Here is a 14,386-nt window from a genome sequence, read left to right as displayed (position 1 = left end):
CACCCCGCCCCCGCGCGGGCGAAAACCGTTGTCGGGCCGCGCCGCCACCGCCGTACCGTGGCACGGTGACAACACAGATGATCATCCTCAACGGCGGCTCAAGCGCCGGGAAGTCCGGGATCGTACGGTGCCTCCAGGCCGTCCTGCCCGACCCGTGGCTGTCGTTCGGCGTCGACTCGCTCATCGACGCCATGCCCCTGAGGATGCAGAGCGCCGAGGACGGCATCGGGTTCGACGCGGACGGCGGGGTGACCATCGGGGCGGAGTTCCGCGCCCTGGAGGGAGCCTGGGCCGAAGGGGTCGTCGCGATGGCCCGCGCGGGAGCCCGGATCATCGTCGACGACGTCTTCCTGGGCGGAGCCGCCGCCCAGGACCGCTGGCGCGGCTTCGTCGGCGACCTCGACGTGCTCTGGGTCGGCGTCCGCTGCGACAGCGCCGTCGCCGAGGGCCGGGAGACCGCCCGGGGCGACCGGGTCACGGGAATGGCCGCGAAGCAGGCGCACGTCGTGCACGAGGGCGTGCTCTACGACGTGGAGGTCGACACCACCCACACCGAGTCCCTCGACTGCGCCCGGACCATCGCCGCACGGGTCGGGTAGAAACGGCCTCGGGCCGTCGGGCGACCCTTCCCTCAGGCCGTCGGGGCGCCCTTGCTCGGGCCGTCGGGGCGAGCCTCAGGCCGTCGGGGCGAGCCCCAGGCCGTCGGGGCGAGCCCCAGGCCGTCGGGGCGAGCCCCAGGCCGTCGGGGTGCCTCAGGCCGTCGGGCGGCCCTTCGGGCGTCTGAGTCCCGCCTCCGTGAGGCGCCGCAGCAGCTCCTTGGAGCCGACCTCCACCGCGCCGCCCACCACCGCGTCCGCGTACCGCTCCTGCGGGATGTCGTAGTGGTCGCGCTCGAAGGCGCGCGGCGGGGCGCCGATCGAGGCGGCGAAGGCGTGCAGCTCCTCGAAGGAGACGTCGCTGACCAGGTGCGACCACATGCGGCCGTGCCCGGGCCAGGTGGGCGGGTCGATGTAGAGCGTCACCGCCGGACCGCCTTCGCCTCGCGCCGCCGCCCGCTCACCACGGCCCGCCCCCCGCTCGCATCGGTCCGCCCGGTCACGTCAGCCCGCCCACCGGCGCGACCACCACTCCCTGCTTGCCGCAGACCCAGTGCGGGTCGGGGCCCAGCTCGGGTTCGACGTCGAGGGCGTGCGGGTCGCCCGAGGAGCAGACCGGGCAGATCGGCCAGCGGCCGTACCGTTCGAGCAGGGCGTCCTGGACGTCCTGGGCGACGAGACCGGCGACGTACTCCCGGCCCTCGGGCCACTGCTCGACCCACCAGCGCCGGTGGGTCACCGCGTCCTCCACCATCGACACGACCTCGGCGGCCGCGACCCGCCGGGCCGCGAGGTCGGCCAGCACCAGTGCGCGAGCGGCGTGCAGCGCCTGCTCCACGGGGTCTATGTCGTCCATGGACTCATTGTCACCCGTCACACCTCGACCGTACGAGAAAGGTCGAAGGTCCCCTCCGGATCCGGGACCGATGGGGGCTTGTCGCACCACCCGGCCGAAAGTATCTTTCAGGTGTGACCAATGACGTGAAGGAAAGTTTCACCAGCGACGCGCCGCCCGCGCCCCCCGCCCCCGCCGCCCTGGCGGCCAAGGTGCGGACCCTCGCGCCGTCCATGACCCGCTCCATGCAGCGGGTCGCCGAGGCCGTCGCCGGGGACCCGGCCGGCTGCGCCGCGCTCACGGTCACCGGCCTGGCCGAACTCACCGGCACTAGTGAGGCGACCGTCGTCCGGACCGCCCGCCTCCTCGGCTACCCCGGCTACCGCGACCTGCGCCTCGCCCTCGCCGGACTCGCCGCCCAGCAGCAGTCCGGCCGCGCGCCCGCCGTCACCGCCGACATCGCCGTCGACGACCCGATCGCCGACGTCGTCGCCAAGCTGGCCTACGACGAGCAGCAGACCCTCGCCGACACCGCCGCCGGACTCGACACCGTCCAGCTCGGCGCCGCCGTCGCTGCCCTCGCCACCGCCCGCCGCGTCGACATCTACGGCGTCGGCGCCTCCGGCCTCGTCGCCCAGGACCTCGGCCAGAAGCTCCTCCGCATCGGCCTGATCGCGCACGCCCACAGCGACCCGCACCTCGCCGTCACCAACGCCGTGCAGCTCCGCTCCGGCGACGTCGCCATCGCCATCACCCACTCCGGCTCGACCGGCGACGTCATAGAACCGCTCCGGGTCGCCTTCGACCACGGCGCGACGACGGTCGCGATCACCGGCCGCCCGGACGGGCCCGTCACGCAGTACGCGGACCACATCCTCACCACCTCCACCGCCCGCGAGAGCGAACTGCGCCCCGCGGCCATGTCGTCCCGGACCAGTCAACTCCTGGTGGTGGACTGCCTGTTCACCTGCGTCACGCAGCGTACGTACGACACGGCGGCCCCTGCCCTCGCCGCCTCGTACGAGGCCCTCGCCCACCGCCACTCACCCCGCACCCGCTGAAGACCCCAGCGGCACCCGCGGACCCTCCGCACCACCCGCACCACCCGCACCACCCGCACCCGCTGAAGACCACAGCACCGAAAGAGCCGCACGTGTCTGCTACGTACTCCGAACTCCGCGCCCAGCTGGCCACCCTCACCACCGAGGCGTTCCGTCCGGAACTGGCCGAGATCGACCAGCTCCCCACCGCCGAGATCGCCGCGCTCATGAACGGCGAGGACGCCACCGTCCCCGCCGCCGTCGCCCGGCAGCTCCCCGCCATCGCCGCCGCGATCGACGCGACGGCCGCGCGGATGGCCCGCGGCGGCCGCCTCGTCTACATGGGCGCCGGCACCGCCGGCCGCCTCGGCGTCCTCGACGCTAGCGAGTGCCCGCCCACCTTCAACACCGACCCGAGCCAGGTCGTCGGCCTCATCGCGGGCGGCCCGTCCGCCATGGTCAAGGCCGTCGAAGGCGCCGAGGACTCCAAGGAGCTCGCGGCCGAGGACCTCACCGCGCTCGGCCTCACCGCGGACGACACCGTCGTCGGCATCTCCGCCTCCGGCCGCACCCCGTACGCCATCGGCGCCGTCGAGCACGCCCGTACCGTCGGCGCGCTCACCATCGGACTGTCCTGCAACGAGGACAGCGCGCTCGCCGCCGCCGCCGACCACGGCATCGAGGTCGTCCCCGGCCCGGAGCTGCTCACCGGCTCGACCCGGCTCAAGGCGGGCACCGCGCAGAAGCTCGTCCTCAACATGATCTCGACGATCACCATGATCCGGCTGGGCAAGACCTACGGAAACCTGATGGTCGACGTCCGCGCCTCCAACGAGAAGCTCCAGGCGCGCTCGCGGCGGATCGTCGCCCTCGCCACCGGCGCCCCGGACGAGCAGATCGAGACCGCCCTCGCCGCCGCCGACGGCGAGGTGAAGAACGCGATCCTCATGATCCTCGCCGACATCGACGCCCCGACGGCCGCCGAGCGGCTGACCGACTCCCAGGGTCACCTGCGTGCGGCGCTGCACGCGAAGACCGGCTGAGCCCCCTCCCCTCACAGCAAGGCACCACCGCACCATGAGCACAGACGACAAGAACCGCGCCATCGCCGCCGCGATCCTCCCCCTCGTCGGCGGCGCCGAGAACATCAGCTCCGTGGCCCACTGCATGACCCGCCTCCGGCTGGGACTGCGGGACCGCTCGCTCGTCCAGGACCAGGCCCTCAAGGCCCTGCCCTCCGTGATGGGCGTGGTGGAGGACGACACGTACCAGATCGTCCTCGGCCCGGGCACGGTCGCCCGGGTGACCCCGGAGCTGGAGGCCCTGGTGGCGGCGGCCCCGAAGCCCGCCCCCTCCACGGCCCACGGCGCCGACGAACTCGCCGCCCAGGGCGAGGCGCTCAAGGCGGCGAGGAAGGCGAAGAACGCCACCCCGTTCAAGCTCTTCCTCCGCCGGATCGCGAACATCTTCGTCCCGCTGATCCCCGCCCTGATCGGCTGCGGCATCATCGCCGGCCTCAACGGCCTGCTGATCAACCTCGGCTGGCTGCCCTCCGTCACCCCCGCCCTCGCGGCGATGGCGAGCGGATTCATGGCCCTCATCGCGGTCTTCGTCGGCTACAACACGGCGAAGGAGTTCGGCGGTACGGCGATCCTCGGCGGCGCGGTCGCGGCGATCATCGTCTTCCCCGGCGTCGCCAAGATCGACGCCTTCGGCCAGACGCTCTCCCCCGGTCAGGGCGGCGTGCTCGGCGCGCTCGGCGCGGCCGTCCTCGCGGTGTACGTGGAGAAGTGGTGCCGCCGCTGGGTGCCGGAGGCCCTGGACGTCCTGGTCACCCCGACCCTGACCGTCCTGATCTCGGGCCTCGTCACCATCTTCGGCCTGATGTTCGTGGCCGGTGAGATCTCCACCGCGATCGGCGAGTTCGCCGACTGGCTCCTCGCGCACGCGGGCGCCGGAGCCGGCTTCCTCCTCGGCGGCCTCTTCCTGCCGCTGGTGATGCTGGGCCTGCACCAGGCACTCATCCCGATCCACACCACGCTGATCGAGCAGCAGGGCTACACGGTCCTCCTGCCCATCCTCGCGATGGCGGGCGCGGGCCAGGTCGGCGCGGCCATGGCCGTCTACCTGAAGCTCCCCCGCAACGGCTCCATCCGCCGCACCATCAAGTCCGCCCTCCCGGCCGGTTTCCTGGGCGTCGGCGAGCCCCTGATCTACGGCGTCTCGCTCCCGCTGGGCCGCCCGTTCGTCACGGCCTGCGTCGGCGGCGCGTTCGGCGGCGGCTTCGTCGGCCTGTTCAGCATGCTGGGCGACACCGTCGGCTCGACCGCGATCGGCCCGTCGGGCTGGGCGCTCTTCCCTCTGCTCGACGGCAGCAAGGGCCTCGGCGAGACCATCGCGATCTACGCGGGCGGCCTGATCGTCGGCTACCTGGCCGGGTTCACGGCGACGTACTTCTGGGGCTTCAGCAAGGAGCTCCTGGAGGAGTTCAACGTCGACACCGAGACGGAACCCGCGGAGGTGACGGTCGCGTCCGGCGGACCCACGCCGCCGAAGACGACGGAGCCCGAGCCGGTGAAGGTCTGAGCGAGTCGTACGGGGAGGGGCCCGGCGGAGAACATCCGCCGGGCCCCTCCCCGTACCCCTGCTCGCACAGCGCCTACTCGCACAGGACGTCCCGGGCGGGCCGCACCCCCTCGGTCAGATACCGGGTCACGGCGCGATCGCCACAGGCGTTCCCGTTCCCCAGGTAGGCCCCGTGCCCGCCGCTGTCGACGGAGACGAGCCGCGCGCGCTGCCCGAGGGCCGCGCGCATCCGCAGCCCCATGGCGTACGGCGTCGCGGGGTCCCGCAGGTTCTGGATCATCAGGATGCCCGACGGCCCCCGGTCGGTGACGCGGACGGGCTTCTCCACGGCCCCGCCCTTCCAGTACGCGCACGGGGTGACGTTCACGGGCATCCCGGCCGTCAGCGGGTGCCGCGCCCGGTCGGCGGCGACCGTGCGCGCGAACGTCCGCACGGGGGCGCGCGGCCAGTCGACGTCGTTGCAGACCACGCCCATGGTGACGGCGGCGGCCTCGTCGGGCATCGCGCCGCTCAGCTCACGCGGGAGCACGGGCGAACCCTGCGGGTCGAGCGCCGTGACGACCAGCCTGGCGAAGGAGGGGAAGGAGGCGTCGGAGTACAGCGTCTGCTGAAGGGCCTGGAGCAGCGTGGTCCCGGTCAGCGGCACGCCGGGCGTGGTCGACGGCCGCGGCTCCCGGTCGAGCCGACCGGCGAGACCGAGCACGAGAGCGCGCACGTCCTCGGCCCGTGAGGCGAGCCGAAGCCCCTCGTCCGCCCGATCCGGATGCGAGGCCCAGGCGGCGAAGTCGGGGAACCGGTCCTCCGCGCCCTGGGCCATGGCCTCCAGCCAGCCCCGGGCGACCCGCTCCGGGTCGGGGTCGCTGCTGCTGTCGAGGACCCAGCGGTCGGTCCGCCCCGGGAACCTCTCGGCGTAGGCGGCGGCCACGTACGCCCCGTACGAGACGCTCCACGCCGACAGCCTCCGCTCCCCGAGGGCCTGCCGCAGCAGGTCCAGATCGCGCACCTCGTTGGCCGTGGTGAGACCGCGCAGCATCGCGCCACCGTGACGGGCACAGGCCTCGGCGATCCGCCGGGACCGGGCGACGTTCGCGTCGATCCCCCCGTCCGCGCCGGGCCAGGACCGCAGGGTCACCATCCACCGGTCCTCCTCGGCGAGCCCACAGCCCGCCTTCGCGGAACCGCCGACACCGCGCGGATCGAAGGCGACGAGGTCGTAGGCGCCGTCCATCTCCTTCGCGAGGGCGACCCCGCGATCCCGGAGCCGCTGCACACCGGAACTGCCGGGCCCCCCGGGAATCACCACGAGGGTCCCGCGCCGGGCCTCCGGCCGCGCGCTCGGGATCCGGGAGACGGCGAGCTGGATCCGCTCCCCACCGGGATCGGCGTGGTCGAGGGGTACGGAGAGCCGGGCGCACTGCTGCCCCGGAACGGGCTTCAGGCCGGGATCGCACTCCCCCCACCGCAACCCGGCGGCGGAGGCGGGCGCACCACCACCCCCACCGAGCACGACACCCCCCACAGCCGCGAGGGAAAGAACGAGCACCAGGGCCCCACGCCCACGATTCACTGTCATGCCCTCACCCTGCCGAACCCGCGCCACCACCCCCATCCGGCAGGCAGGCGAGCAAGGGGTGGGGCCAACCCCCCTACCGCGCCTCCCAGTTCACCCCGCCGACGACACGGGCGGCCCGGCCCGCAAGGGGGGTCGCGGCGGGCGGGCCGGGTCGCCGGCGCTCCGGACCCCCGCCCGAACAATCCGATGGCAGTACTCCCGCCCCTGAGGGATCATCCCCCGCATGACCACCACCCCCACCTCCGCCACCCCGTCCCTCACCCCCGACGCCTCCGCGTCCGGCACCTGGCTGCTGGGCGATCTCCCCGTCAACCGGGTCGGGTTCGGGGCCATGCGGCTGCCTCAGCGGGGGGAGGCGCTCGTGGAAGGGGCCGTGCCGCGTGATCGCGGCGAGGCGATCGCCGTGCTGCGCAGGGCCGTCGAGCTCGGCGTGAACCACATCGACACCGCCGCCTTCTACTTCTCCCCGCTCCGCTCCGCCAACGAGCTGATCCGCAGCGCGCTCGGCGGGCCCTACCCCGACGACCTCGTCCTCGCCACCAAGGTCGGCCCGGCGCGCGACGTGACGGGCGCGTGGAGCGAGCACGCCCGTACGCCGCAGGCCCTGCGCGGCCAGGTCGAGGAGAACCTGCGCCAGCTCGGCCGCGACCACCTCGACGTCGTCAACCTCCGCGTCCTCGGCACCGATTCGATCGCCGAGCGCTTCGGCGCCCTCGCCGAGCTCCGCGAGGCCGGGCTCATCCGGCATCTCGGCGTCTCCAACATCACTCCCGAGCAGCTCGCCGAGGCGCGGACCATCGCCCCCGTCGTCTGCGTGCAGAACATGTACGGCATCGGGGTCCGCCCCGAGTACGAGGACTTCGTGCGGCACTGCGGCGAGCAGGGCATCGCCTTCGTGCCGTTCTACGCGATCGCCGCCGCCGGGCGGCAGGGCGGAGCGACCGTCCCCGAGAACCCCGAGGTGCTGGCCGTCGCCGAGGCCCACGGCGTGAGCGCCGCCGAGATCCGGACCGCCTGGACCCTCCACCAGGGCCCCCACCTCCTCGCCATCCCCGGCACCGGGGACCCGGCCCACCTCGTCGCCAACGTCGCCGCCGGAGCCCTCCGGCTGACCCCCGAGGAGCTCGCCCTCCTGGACGGAGCGCACCGCGCGGCGGCCGCGTAGGCCCTGTCCGGAAAGGGGCGCCGTCCGGCCGCGGGCCGGGCCGGACCGCCCGGACACGCCCCGGGCCGCCCTCCTAGACTCGCTGCCCATGACGACCACGCCGAGCCCCGCGCTCATCGCCGACCTCGCCCCCACCGGCGTCCTCCGGGCCTCCGTCAACCTCGGGAATCCCGTCCTCGCGCAGGGCACCCCCGAGGCGCCGTCCGGGATCACCGTGGATCTGGCGCGGGAGATCGGGGCGCGGCTCGGCGTACCCGTCGAGACGCTGTGCTTCGACGCGGCGCGGAAGTCGTTCGAGGCGATGGCCGACGGACGGGCCGATCTCTGCTTCCTCGCCGTCGATCCGGCGCGGGAGAAGGAGGTCGCGTTCACCTCCCCGTACGTCGTCATCGAGGGCGTGTACGTCGTTCCCCGCGGCTCCGGGATCGGGACCGTCGAGGAGGTGGACGCGCCGGGTGTCCGCATCGGGGTCAAGCGGGGTTCCGCGTACGACCTCTTCCTGTCCCGGTCCCTCGTCCACGCGACCGTGGTGCGCGGGGACGAGGGTGTCGACGTCTTCCGGGAGCAGGGCCTCGACGTGGGCGCGGGCATTCGGCAGCCGGTGACCGCGTACGCCGCCGGGCATCCTGAACTGCGCCTGATCGAGGGGCGGTTCATGGAGATCCGGCAGGCGGTCGGCACGACGGTCGGCCGCGCGCGGGAGACCGTCGCCTTCCTCCGCGACACGGTCGAGGAGCTGAAGGCGAACGGTTTCGTCGCGGACTCCCTCCGCCGCGCGGGCCAGGACGCGGCACTGGTCGCCCCGCCCGCGTGAACGGACCGGGACCGTGGGACGCGAGGGCCGGTCCGGAGGGCCCGACCGGTTGAAACGCGGGGCCTTTCGGCCGGTCCGCACCCGCTGGGCATCCGTCGGATCGGCGTCTTCCCGTCCCCTCGCCCGGGCCCGGGCCGACCCGCCGGAAACCCGCCGAGGAAGTGCCCTCGGCGGTGGCCGTGAAGCCCTCTTCCCGCCTCTGCGGGCCCCCTCCGGCCGACCCCGGCCCCACCCGGCACCCCCGGCTCCGGGACGGCGGCGGGAGGCCCGCACCGCGCCGCACACCCCTTCCCCGCACCACCTCTGACCTGGCCTTTTACCTCAACTCTCCCTAGTCTGGAGGGACTCGGAAGAACTCGAAGGCCTCGAAGTGCGCGAAGGCGCCGAAGGCCTCGAAGGGGGAGACACACATGGGTGGGACCGACCGGAGCATCCGCACCGTCGACGACGTACTGACCCTGCTCGACGGGCTCTTCGCGCCCGACGCCGACCGCTGGACGGACGGCGGGGCGGACTGGTGGGACGGCTTCTACGCCGACCGGGACAAGCCCGTGCCGTTCTTCGTCGCCAAGCCCGACGAGAACCTGGTGTCGTACGTCGAACGGGGACTGCTCCCGGCGGGCGGGCGGGTCCTCGACCTCGGGTGCGGGCCCGGCCGGAACGCCCTCCACCTCGCGTCGCTCGGCTACCGGGTGGACGCCGTCGACCTCTCCCCCACCGCGATCCGCTGGGCCGAGGAGCGGGCCCGGGAAGCCGGGGCGACCGGAATCCGGTTCGTCCGGGGTGACGCGTTCGCGGCCGGCACCGCCCTCGACGGGCCGTACGACCTCGTCCACGACTCCGGCTGCTTCCACCACCTGCCGCCGCACCGCCGCGTCAGCTACCTCGCGCTCCTGGACCGCGTCCTCGCCCCCGGCGGGCACCTCTCCCTCACCGCGTTCGCCGCCGGGGAGGGCGGCATGGGCTCCGAGCGCCCGGACGCCGACTTCTACCGCCAGGGGCGGCTGGACGGCGGACTGGCGTACACCGACACCTCCCTCAGGGCGATCTTCGCCGGCCTGACGGAGGTGGAACTCCGCCGCATGCGCGACGAGGCCACCGACTCCCCCGCCTTCGGCGAATCCTTCCTCTGGACCGCCCTCTTCCGCCGGGGATAGCCACGGCCGCGCCCGTGCCGGGAGTCCTCCCCGGCACCCGCCGCCCGTAATTCACGAGCCGACCCGGGCCGGGGCCCCCTACCCTCGTCCCATGGGCCACGGAAAGACCTCGTACGTCTGCCTGCCGTGCCGCGCCTCGTACAAGCAGCCGTACGGGGCCGAGCGCGAGCGGCGGTGTCCGCGCTGCGCGCGCGTCCTCATCCACGCGGGTTCCGCCTTCGCGCCGCCCCGCCGCCGGGACGTCTCGGCCTGGCGGGCGCTGTCGGTCGTGCTCCACTCCGGCATCCGCTTCCACAAGTCCTGCTGCGGCGGGCCCGGTTACCGCCCCCGCACCCTCTCCGAGGTCAAGGCGGGCCTGGCGCGCGCCCGCCGCACCGGCGAGCCGATCGCACAGGCGCTGCTCCGCGCACCCTGACCGCGCCGGGGGGCTGGAGGCCCGAGGGGGCCGGGGCCCGGGAGGCCAGGGCGGCCCAGGGGGCCAGGGGCGGCCCCGGGGCCCGAGAGGCCCGAAGGGAACTCCCTCACATCGACGTCAGGTGCTGCGCGAGACGGTCGTACTGCTCCCGTACCCCCGCCTCCATGCCCGCCGCGAGCGCCTGGTCGCGGACCTCGTTCGAAAGCCAGAACGACGTGCTGGTCAGGGCCGTCCCGCCGTCCGGGGTCGCGTCGAAGGTGAGGGTGACGCGGACCGCGCCGGAGTCCGCCATCTGCTCGAAGACCTCCGTGTAGTCGAGCCGCTCGACCGGCACGACGTCCTCGTACGTGCCGGAGAAGACGATCTCCTGGCCGTCGGGGGCGGTCTGGCCCCAGCGCCAGGCGCCGCCGACCCGCAGGTCGATCTCGACGACCGTCGTGGTCAGCGCGGAGACCCCGTACCACTCCCGTACGTGCTCGGGCTCCGTCCACGCCCGCCAGACGCGGGCCGGCGGGGCGTCGAAGGTGCGGGTGACGACCAGTTCGCGGTCGGCCGGCGTCGTCAGGAGGGTCACCATGGTCCGTTCCCTTCACGAAGGGCCCCTTCCAGCATCGCCCCACCGTTCCACCGGGGCACTTCCGGCACTTCCGGGCACTTCCATAAACCGAGTGAACATGTTCAACACCTGACCGCTACAGTGCTGCCACGCGGCCGCCTCGACCAGGGCGCAGCCGCCGTCTTCAGACCTGTGGGGGGTCCCCTTTGCCGCGCTCGACGCGCAGGCTCCCGCACGCCCTCGTGCGTGCCGCAGCCGTATTCGTCCTCTCGGCGGCCGTCACCGTGCCCGCCGTCATCCACGCCCCGGCCGTCCACGCGGCCGACGTCTCCGCCACGTTCACCACCGACGACGCCCGGCTCGGCGTCCAGATCGCCAGCAACCCGCTGTGGATCAAGGTCAGCGTGCTGGCCTCCACCGCCCCCGGCGCCGCCGTGCTCGCCTCGACCGACTCCCTGACCTGGCAGTCCGGCAACTCGGACACCGGCCTGCCCTACGGCCACATCACCGACAAGGCGCTCCGGCTTCCCGAGGGCACCCCGTTCGGCACCTACCCGGTCCTCGTCGAGTACCGGCAGTCCGGCTCCACCGTCAAGCGCTGGACCGGCGGCTCCTACGTCCACAAACTGCACACCGGCGTCTCCCGGGTCTCCTTCGACCGGAAGACCACCAGCCTCACCGACCGGAAGGTCGTCCTCTCCGGTACGGCCACCACCTGGGACCCGGCCACCGGCGCCGTGACGCCGGCCCGCGCGGGAACCACCGTCAAGGTCAAGATCAACACCGTGGCGGAGAACTGGCAGGAGCTGACGGGCACGGCCACCACCGGCGCGGACGGCACCTTCTCGCTGCCGTTCACGCCGAACGCCGAGATCAGGGGCGGCACCGCCACCGTCGCCGCGTCCGCCGCCGACACGGTGGCCACCTTCGCCACGCCCCTCCCCGAGGTCGGCGTGGAGAAGACCGCGTACCGGATCTCGGCGACCCTCGGCAAGTGGCGCGTCCAGGCGGGCACGAACGTCACCGTCTCCGGCCGCGTCGAGCGCCTGACCCCGGACGGCTGGAAGCCGTACGCGGGCGCGCCGCTCATCACCACGTCCACCCAGCCCCCCGTGGTGTCCCCGGCGTCCCAGGTGCTCATGGGCAAGGGCACCGCGGCGGCCGACGGCAGCTTCTCGTACCCGGCACGTGCCACCCACGGCACGCAGGTGTACACCTCCCTGGCACCGTCGGTGTACTACCAGTCCGCCGCCTACGACCAGGGCGCCATCGCCGTCCCCCAGCCGTTCTCGTACACCGACTGGCGCATCTCCCTCGACGAGTACGGCACGGTCCGGGGCAGCGGCCGGATGACGACCCGGGGCTACTGCTCGGACCAGCCCGTCTACCTCCAGTCCTCCCTCGACAACGGCCGCACCTGGCGGAACCTGGCCAACGTCAGGGCGAGCGGCGGCACCTCCGGCTACTGCCCCTTCGACGTCTCCGCCCGGGCCCACGTCAACGCCCACTACCGGCTGCACCACTACGAGTCGGACGAGATCGTCAACCGGTCCACCGGCGGCGTCCGCCTCGGCCGCGTCCCGACCCGGTTCTCGGCGTTCTCCCTCACCCCGGCCCGGCCGTACAAGAACTCCAAGATGACCGTCTCCGGCACGCTCCAGCAGCAGACCGGCGGCGTCTGGAAGCCCCTCAAGGGCGCCAAGGTCACCCTCGTGTTCAAGCCCAAGGGCGAGTCCCAGTGGTACTGGGTGACCAAGAACGTCACGACCGGGGGCAACGGCGCGTTCAGCTTCAAGGCCACCAACTACGGCGACGGCTCCTGGGCGCTGGTGAAGCAGTCCGCGAACGGCTACTTCTACAGCGAGACGAAGGTGAAGTACATCGATGCGCGCTGACCTCCGGCGGACCGGCCTCCGCAGGCCCGCCGCCCCGCTCACGACGGGCCTCACGGCGACCGTCGCCACCGTCCTCACCACGGCCCTCGCCGCGGGACTCCTCCTCGGCGCCACCGCGGCCCCCGCGGCGGCCGACACCCCGTCCCCGATCGGCATCGGCCCCGTCTCCACCGACGCCTACCAGCGCGGTGCCTTCCAGGTGAGCGCCTGGACCGACGCCCCCGGCGTCACGGTCACCCAGGTCTCCGCGACGCTCCGGAAGGGCGACACCGTCGTCGCGGAGATCCCCTCCGTCCCCGAGTTCACGTGGAACAGGGGGCGCTTCGGAACGAACCACGACCCGCTGAAGCTGACCGAGGACGGCGGCGCGGTGCCCGCGCTCGGCCGGTACGCCGTCGACGTCACGGCCACCGACTCGCGCGGGAACCGCCACACCCGCACCGACGCCGGCGTCCTCGACTTCACGCTCATGCCGCAGCTGGAGTTCGGCCTCTCCGCCCCCGGCTGGGACGACCGCAACGCCGTCCCCAGCGGCACCCTGACGGGAGTCCAGCCCGGCTCCGGCGACATCGTGCCCCTCAGCGGCCGCGGCGTCGACATCCGGCGGACCACACCTCCGGAGAGCCCGGTGCAGTCCCCCGTCACCACGGAGACGGGCGCCTACACCGGCGAGGCGTACGGGGACGTCAGGCCGGGCGACACGTTCAAGGTCGCCTTCGCCGAGGACAGCGACGAGGTGCACGGCAGCGTCTCCTACGACCACAGCCTCCACACCTACCGCCCGCACGTGGTGACCGTGAAGGCGAGCGTCGACCGGGCCCGTGTCCTCCCCGGCCAGCACGCCGTCGTCACCGGCCGGATGACCGACCCGCAGAACGGCGGCGCGCCCCTCGCGGGCCAGCAGGTCAAGGTCGGCCCGGGCGCGCTCCAGTTCTACGACTCCGCCTACGCCAAGGTCGTCACGACGGACGCCGACGGACGCTTCACGGCGAGGATCCCCGCCCTCCCGGGGCCGGCCGGCGGCTGGTCGGCCGTACCGGTCGACCCGTACCAGCGCTTCAGCGGTGATGTGGGCGGCCCGCTCGCGAACCCGCAGGAGGCGAGGATCATCCTCGGCTCTCGCGTCCTGTCGAACGAGGGCAGGGTGAGCGTGACGAGCACCCTGCGCGCCACGTACGACCTCAAGGCCTCCTTCGACGCCCAGGCGGTCTACCTGGAGGTCTCGGCCGACGGCCGGACCGGCTGGCGGCAGGTCGGCTCCACGAAGGCGAACGACTACTACCCCACCACGACCGTCACCGCGACGAGCCGCGGCGGCCACTACCGGCTGCGGCACCCGCAGTCCGACGTCTTCACCGAGGCGGTGAGCGGCGTCTTCCGCCTCGTCCGCACCGAGGCCCGGATCACCGGCATGAACGCCGGCCCCGAGCCGGTCCGCAAGGGCGCGTACGTCACCGCGACGGGCACGCTCCAGCACCACACGAGCGGGGCGTGGCGGGCGTACGGGAACGGGGCCGTGGCCCTGCAGTTCCAGGCGAAGGGCTCGACGGCCTGGCGCCAGGTCGCCACCGGCCGCTCGACCGCCGGCGGAAAGGTCTCGCTCCGGGCGAAGGCCACCGTCGACGGCACCTGGCGGCTGCGGTACTACGGCGACGCCACGCACTTCCACGCGCCGGTCCCGTGGGCCGACTACGTCGACGTGCGCTGACCGTACGCCGACCGTGGGGCCGACCGTCCACTCCGGGCGGCCGGCC

The 14,386-nt window shown here is 73.6% G+C and carries 14 protein-coding genes; 10 read left to right on the top strand and 4 right to left on the bottom strand.

All coding sequences use genetic code 11. The features are described from left to right. The first annotated feature begins 65 nt into the window (after window positions 1-65). Entirely contained in the window at window positions 66-599 is a 534-nt protein-coding gene (gene cpt / locus ABT129_RS19550; RefSeq protein ID WP_351902647.1) for a chloramphenicol phosphotransferase CPT, read from the top strand. A 153-nt stretch (window positions 600-752) separates the two neighbouring features. On the opposite strand, the gene ABT129_RS19545 is transcribed toward cpt, so the two are convergent. Then, on the bottom strand, window positions 753-1,022 hold the full coding sequence (locus tag ABT129_RS19545) for a DUF4031 domain-containing protein (protein ID WP_351902645.1): 270 nt from the start codon (window positions 1,020-1,022) through the stop codon (window positions 753-755). A 73-nt stretch (window positions 1,023-1,095) separates the two neighbouring features. After that, entirely contained in the window at window positions 1,096-1,452 is a 357-nt protein-coding gene (locus ABT129_RS19540) for a DUF8819 family protein (RefSeq protein ID WP_351902642.1), read from the bottom strand. Between the two features lie 113 nt (window positions 1,453-1,565). Between ABT129_RS19540 and ABT129_RS19535 the strand changes: the two genes are divergently transcribed. From ABT129_RS19535 to ABT129_RS19525, 3 genes are all read left to right on the top strand, one after another. Beyond that, complete coding sequence (locus ABT129_RS19535; protein ID WP_351902639.1) at window positions 1,566-2,492, top strand: MurR/RpiR family transcriptional regulator; 927 nt, start codon at window positions 1,566-1,568, stop codon at window positions 2,490-2,492. Window positions 2,493-2,584: 92 nt separating this feature from the next. After that, complete coding sequence (murQ, locus tag ABT129_RS19530) at window positions 2,585-3,514, top strand: N-acetylmuramic acid 6-phosphate etherase (RefSeq protein WP_351902636.1); 930 nt, start codon at window positions 2,585-2,587, stop codon at window positions 3,512-3,514. 34 nt (window positions 3,515-3,548) lie between these two features. Then, window positions 3,549-5,057, top strand: a complete 1,509-nt coding sequence (locus tag ABT129_RS19525) for a PTS transporter subunit EIIC (protein WP_351902633.1) — start codon at window positions 3,549-3,551, stop codon at window positions 5,055-5,057. Window positions 5,058-5,130: 73 nt separating this feature from the next. On the opposite strand, the gene ABT129_RS19520 is transcribed toward ABT129_RS19525, so the two are convergent. Beyond that, the gene (locus ABT129_RS19520) at window positions 5,131-6,630 is read right to left on the bottom strand and encodes an alpha/beta hydrolase (RefSeq protein ID WP_351902630.1); all 1,500 of its coding nucleotides are present in this window, start codon (window positions 6,628-6,630) and stop codon (window positions 5,131-5,133) included. Window positions 6,631-6,853: 223 nt separating this feature from the next. On the opposite strand from ABT129_RS19520, the gene ABT129_RS19515 reads away from it, so the two are divergent. The 4 genes from ABT129_RS19515 (at window position 6,854) to ABT129_RS19500 (ending at window position 10,181) form a co-directional block, all read left to right on the top strand. After that, the gene (locus ABT129_RS19515) at window positions 6,854-7,795 is read left to right on the top strand and encodes an aldo/keto reductase (protein WP_351902627.1); all 942 of its coding nucleotides are present in this window, start codon (window positions 6,854-6,856) and stop codon (window positions 7,793-7,795) included. Between the two features lie 88 nt (window positions 7,796-7,883). Next, complete coding sequence (locus tag ABT129_RS19510) at window positions 7,884-8,609, top strand: transporter substrate-binding domain-containing protein (protein WP_351902624.1); 726 nt, start codon at window positions 7,884-7,886, stop codon at window positions 8,607-8,609. 410 nt (window positions 8,610-9,019) lie between these two features. Then, window positions 9,020-9,766: a class I SAM-dependent methyltransferase gene (locus tag ABT129_RS19505; RefSeq protein ID WP_351902621.1), complete on the top strand. Its 747-nt coding sequence runs from the start codon at window positions 9,020-9,022 to the stop codon at window positions 9,764-9,766. 91 nt (window positions 9,767-9,857) lie between these two features. Further along, window positions 9,858-10,181 carry a deoxyxylulose-5-phosphate synthase gene (locus ABT129_RS19500; protein ID WP_351902618.1) on the top strand — a complete coding sequence of 108 codons (324 nt, stop codon included), beginning with the start codon at window positions 9,858-9,860 and terminating at the stop codon, window positions 10,179-10,181. Window positions 10,182-10,287: 106 nt separating this feature from the next. Here ABT129_RS19500 and ABT129_RS19495 read toward each other — a convergent pair whose 3' ends face one another. After that, a complete protein-coding gene (locus ABT129_RS19495; RefSeq protein ID WP_351902615.1) occupies window positions 10,288-10,758 on the bottom strand; it encodes an SRPBCC domain-containing protein in 471 nt (156 codons plus the stop codon). A 221-nt stretch (window positions 10,759-10,979) separates the two neighbouring features. Here ABT129_RS19495 and ABT129_RS19490 point away from each other — a divergent pair, with 221 nt between their 5' ends. Together ABT129_RS19490 and ABT129_RS19485 are read left to right on the top strand one after the other, a co-directional pair. Continuing rightward, window positions 10,980-12,632, top strand: a complete 1,653-nt coding sequence (locus ABT129_RS19490) for a hypothetical protein (RefSeq protein ID WP_351902612.1) — start codon at window positions 10,980-10,982, stop codon at window positions 12,630-12,632. After that, on the top strand, window positions 12,622-14,340 hold the full coding sequence (locus ABT129_RS19485) for a hypothetical protein (protein WP_351902609.1): 1,719 nt from the start codon (window positions 12,622-12,624) through the stop codon (window positions 14,338-14,340). Before ABT129_RS19490 ends, ABT129_RS19485 begins: the two co-directional genes overlap by 11 nt. Window positions 14,341-14,386: the final 46 nt, after the last annotated feature.

Source organism: Streptomyces sp. NPDC002057, assembly GCF_040296665.1.
In the GTDB taxonomy this organism is placed as follows: Bacteria; Actinomycetota; Actinomycetes; order Streptomycetales; family Streptomycetaceae; genus Streptomyces.
Note: the sequence above shows the minus strand (reverse complement) of the source record. Positions and strands in the feature narration are given on the sequence as shown.

Excerpts from the sequence above, each read along its gene's own strand:
- ABT129_RS19540 (WP_351902642.1), bottom strand. The coding sequence starts at position 1,452 with ATGGACGACATAGACCCCGTGGAGCAGGCGCTGCACGCCGCTCGCGCA.
- ABT129_RS19525 (WP_351902633.1), top strand. The coding sequence starts at position 3,549 with ATGAGCACAGACGACAAGAACCGCGCCATCGCCGCCGCGATCCTCCCC.
- ABT129_RS19520 (WP_351902630.1), bottom strand. The coding sequence starts at position 6,630 with ATGACAGTGAATCGTGGGCGTGGGGCCCTGGTGCTCGTTCTTTCCCTC.
- ABT129_RS19515 (WP_351902627.1), top strand. The coding sequence starts at position 6,854 with ATGACCACCACCCCCACCTCCGCCACCCCGTCCCTCACCCCCGACGCC.
- ABT129_RS19510 (WP_351902624.1), top strand. The coding sequence starts at position 7,884 with ATGACGACCACGCCGAGCCCCGCGCTCATCGCCGACCTCGCCCCCACC.
- ABT129_RS19505 (WP_351902621.1), top strand. The coding sequence starts at position 9,020 with ATGGGTGGGACCGACCGGAGCATCCGCACCGTCGACGACGTACTGACC.
- ABT129_RS19500 (WP_351902618.1), top strand. The coding sequence starts at position 9,858 with ATGGGCCACGGAAAGACCTCGTACGTCTGCCTGCCGTGCCGCGCCTCG.
- ABT129_RS19495 (WP_351902615.1), bottom strand. The coding sequence starts at position 10,758 with ATGGTGACCCTCCTGACGACGCCGGCCGACCGCGAACTGGTCGTCACC.
- ABT129_RS19485 (WP_351902609.1), top strand. The coding sequence starts at position 12,622 with ATGCGCGCTGACCTCCGGCGGACCGGCCTCCGCAGGCCCGCCGCCCCG.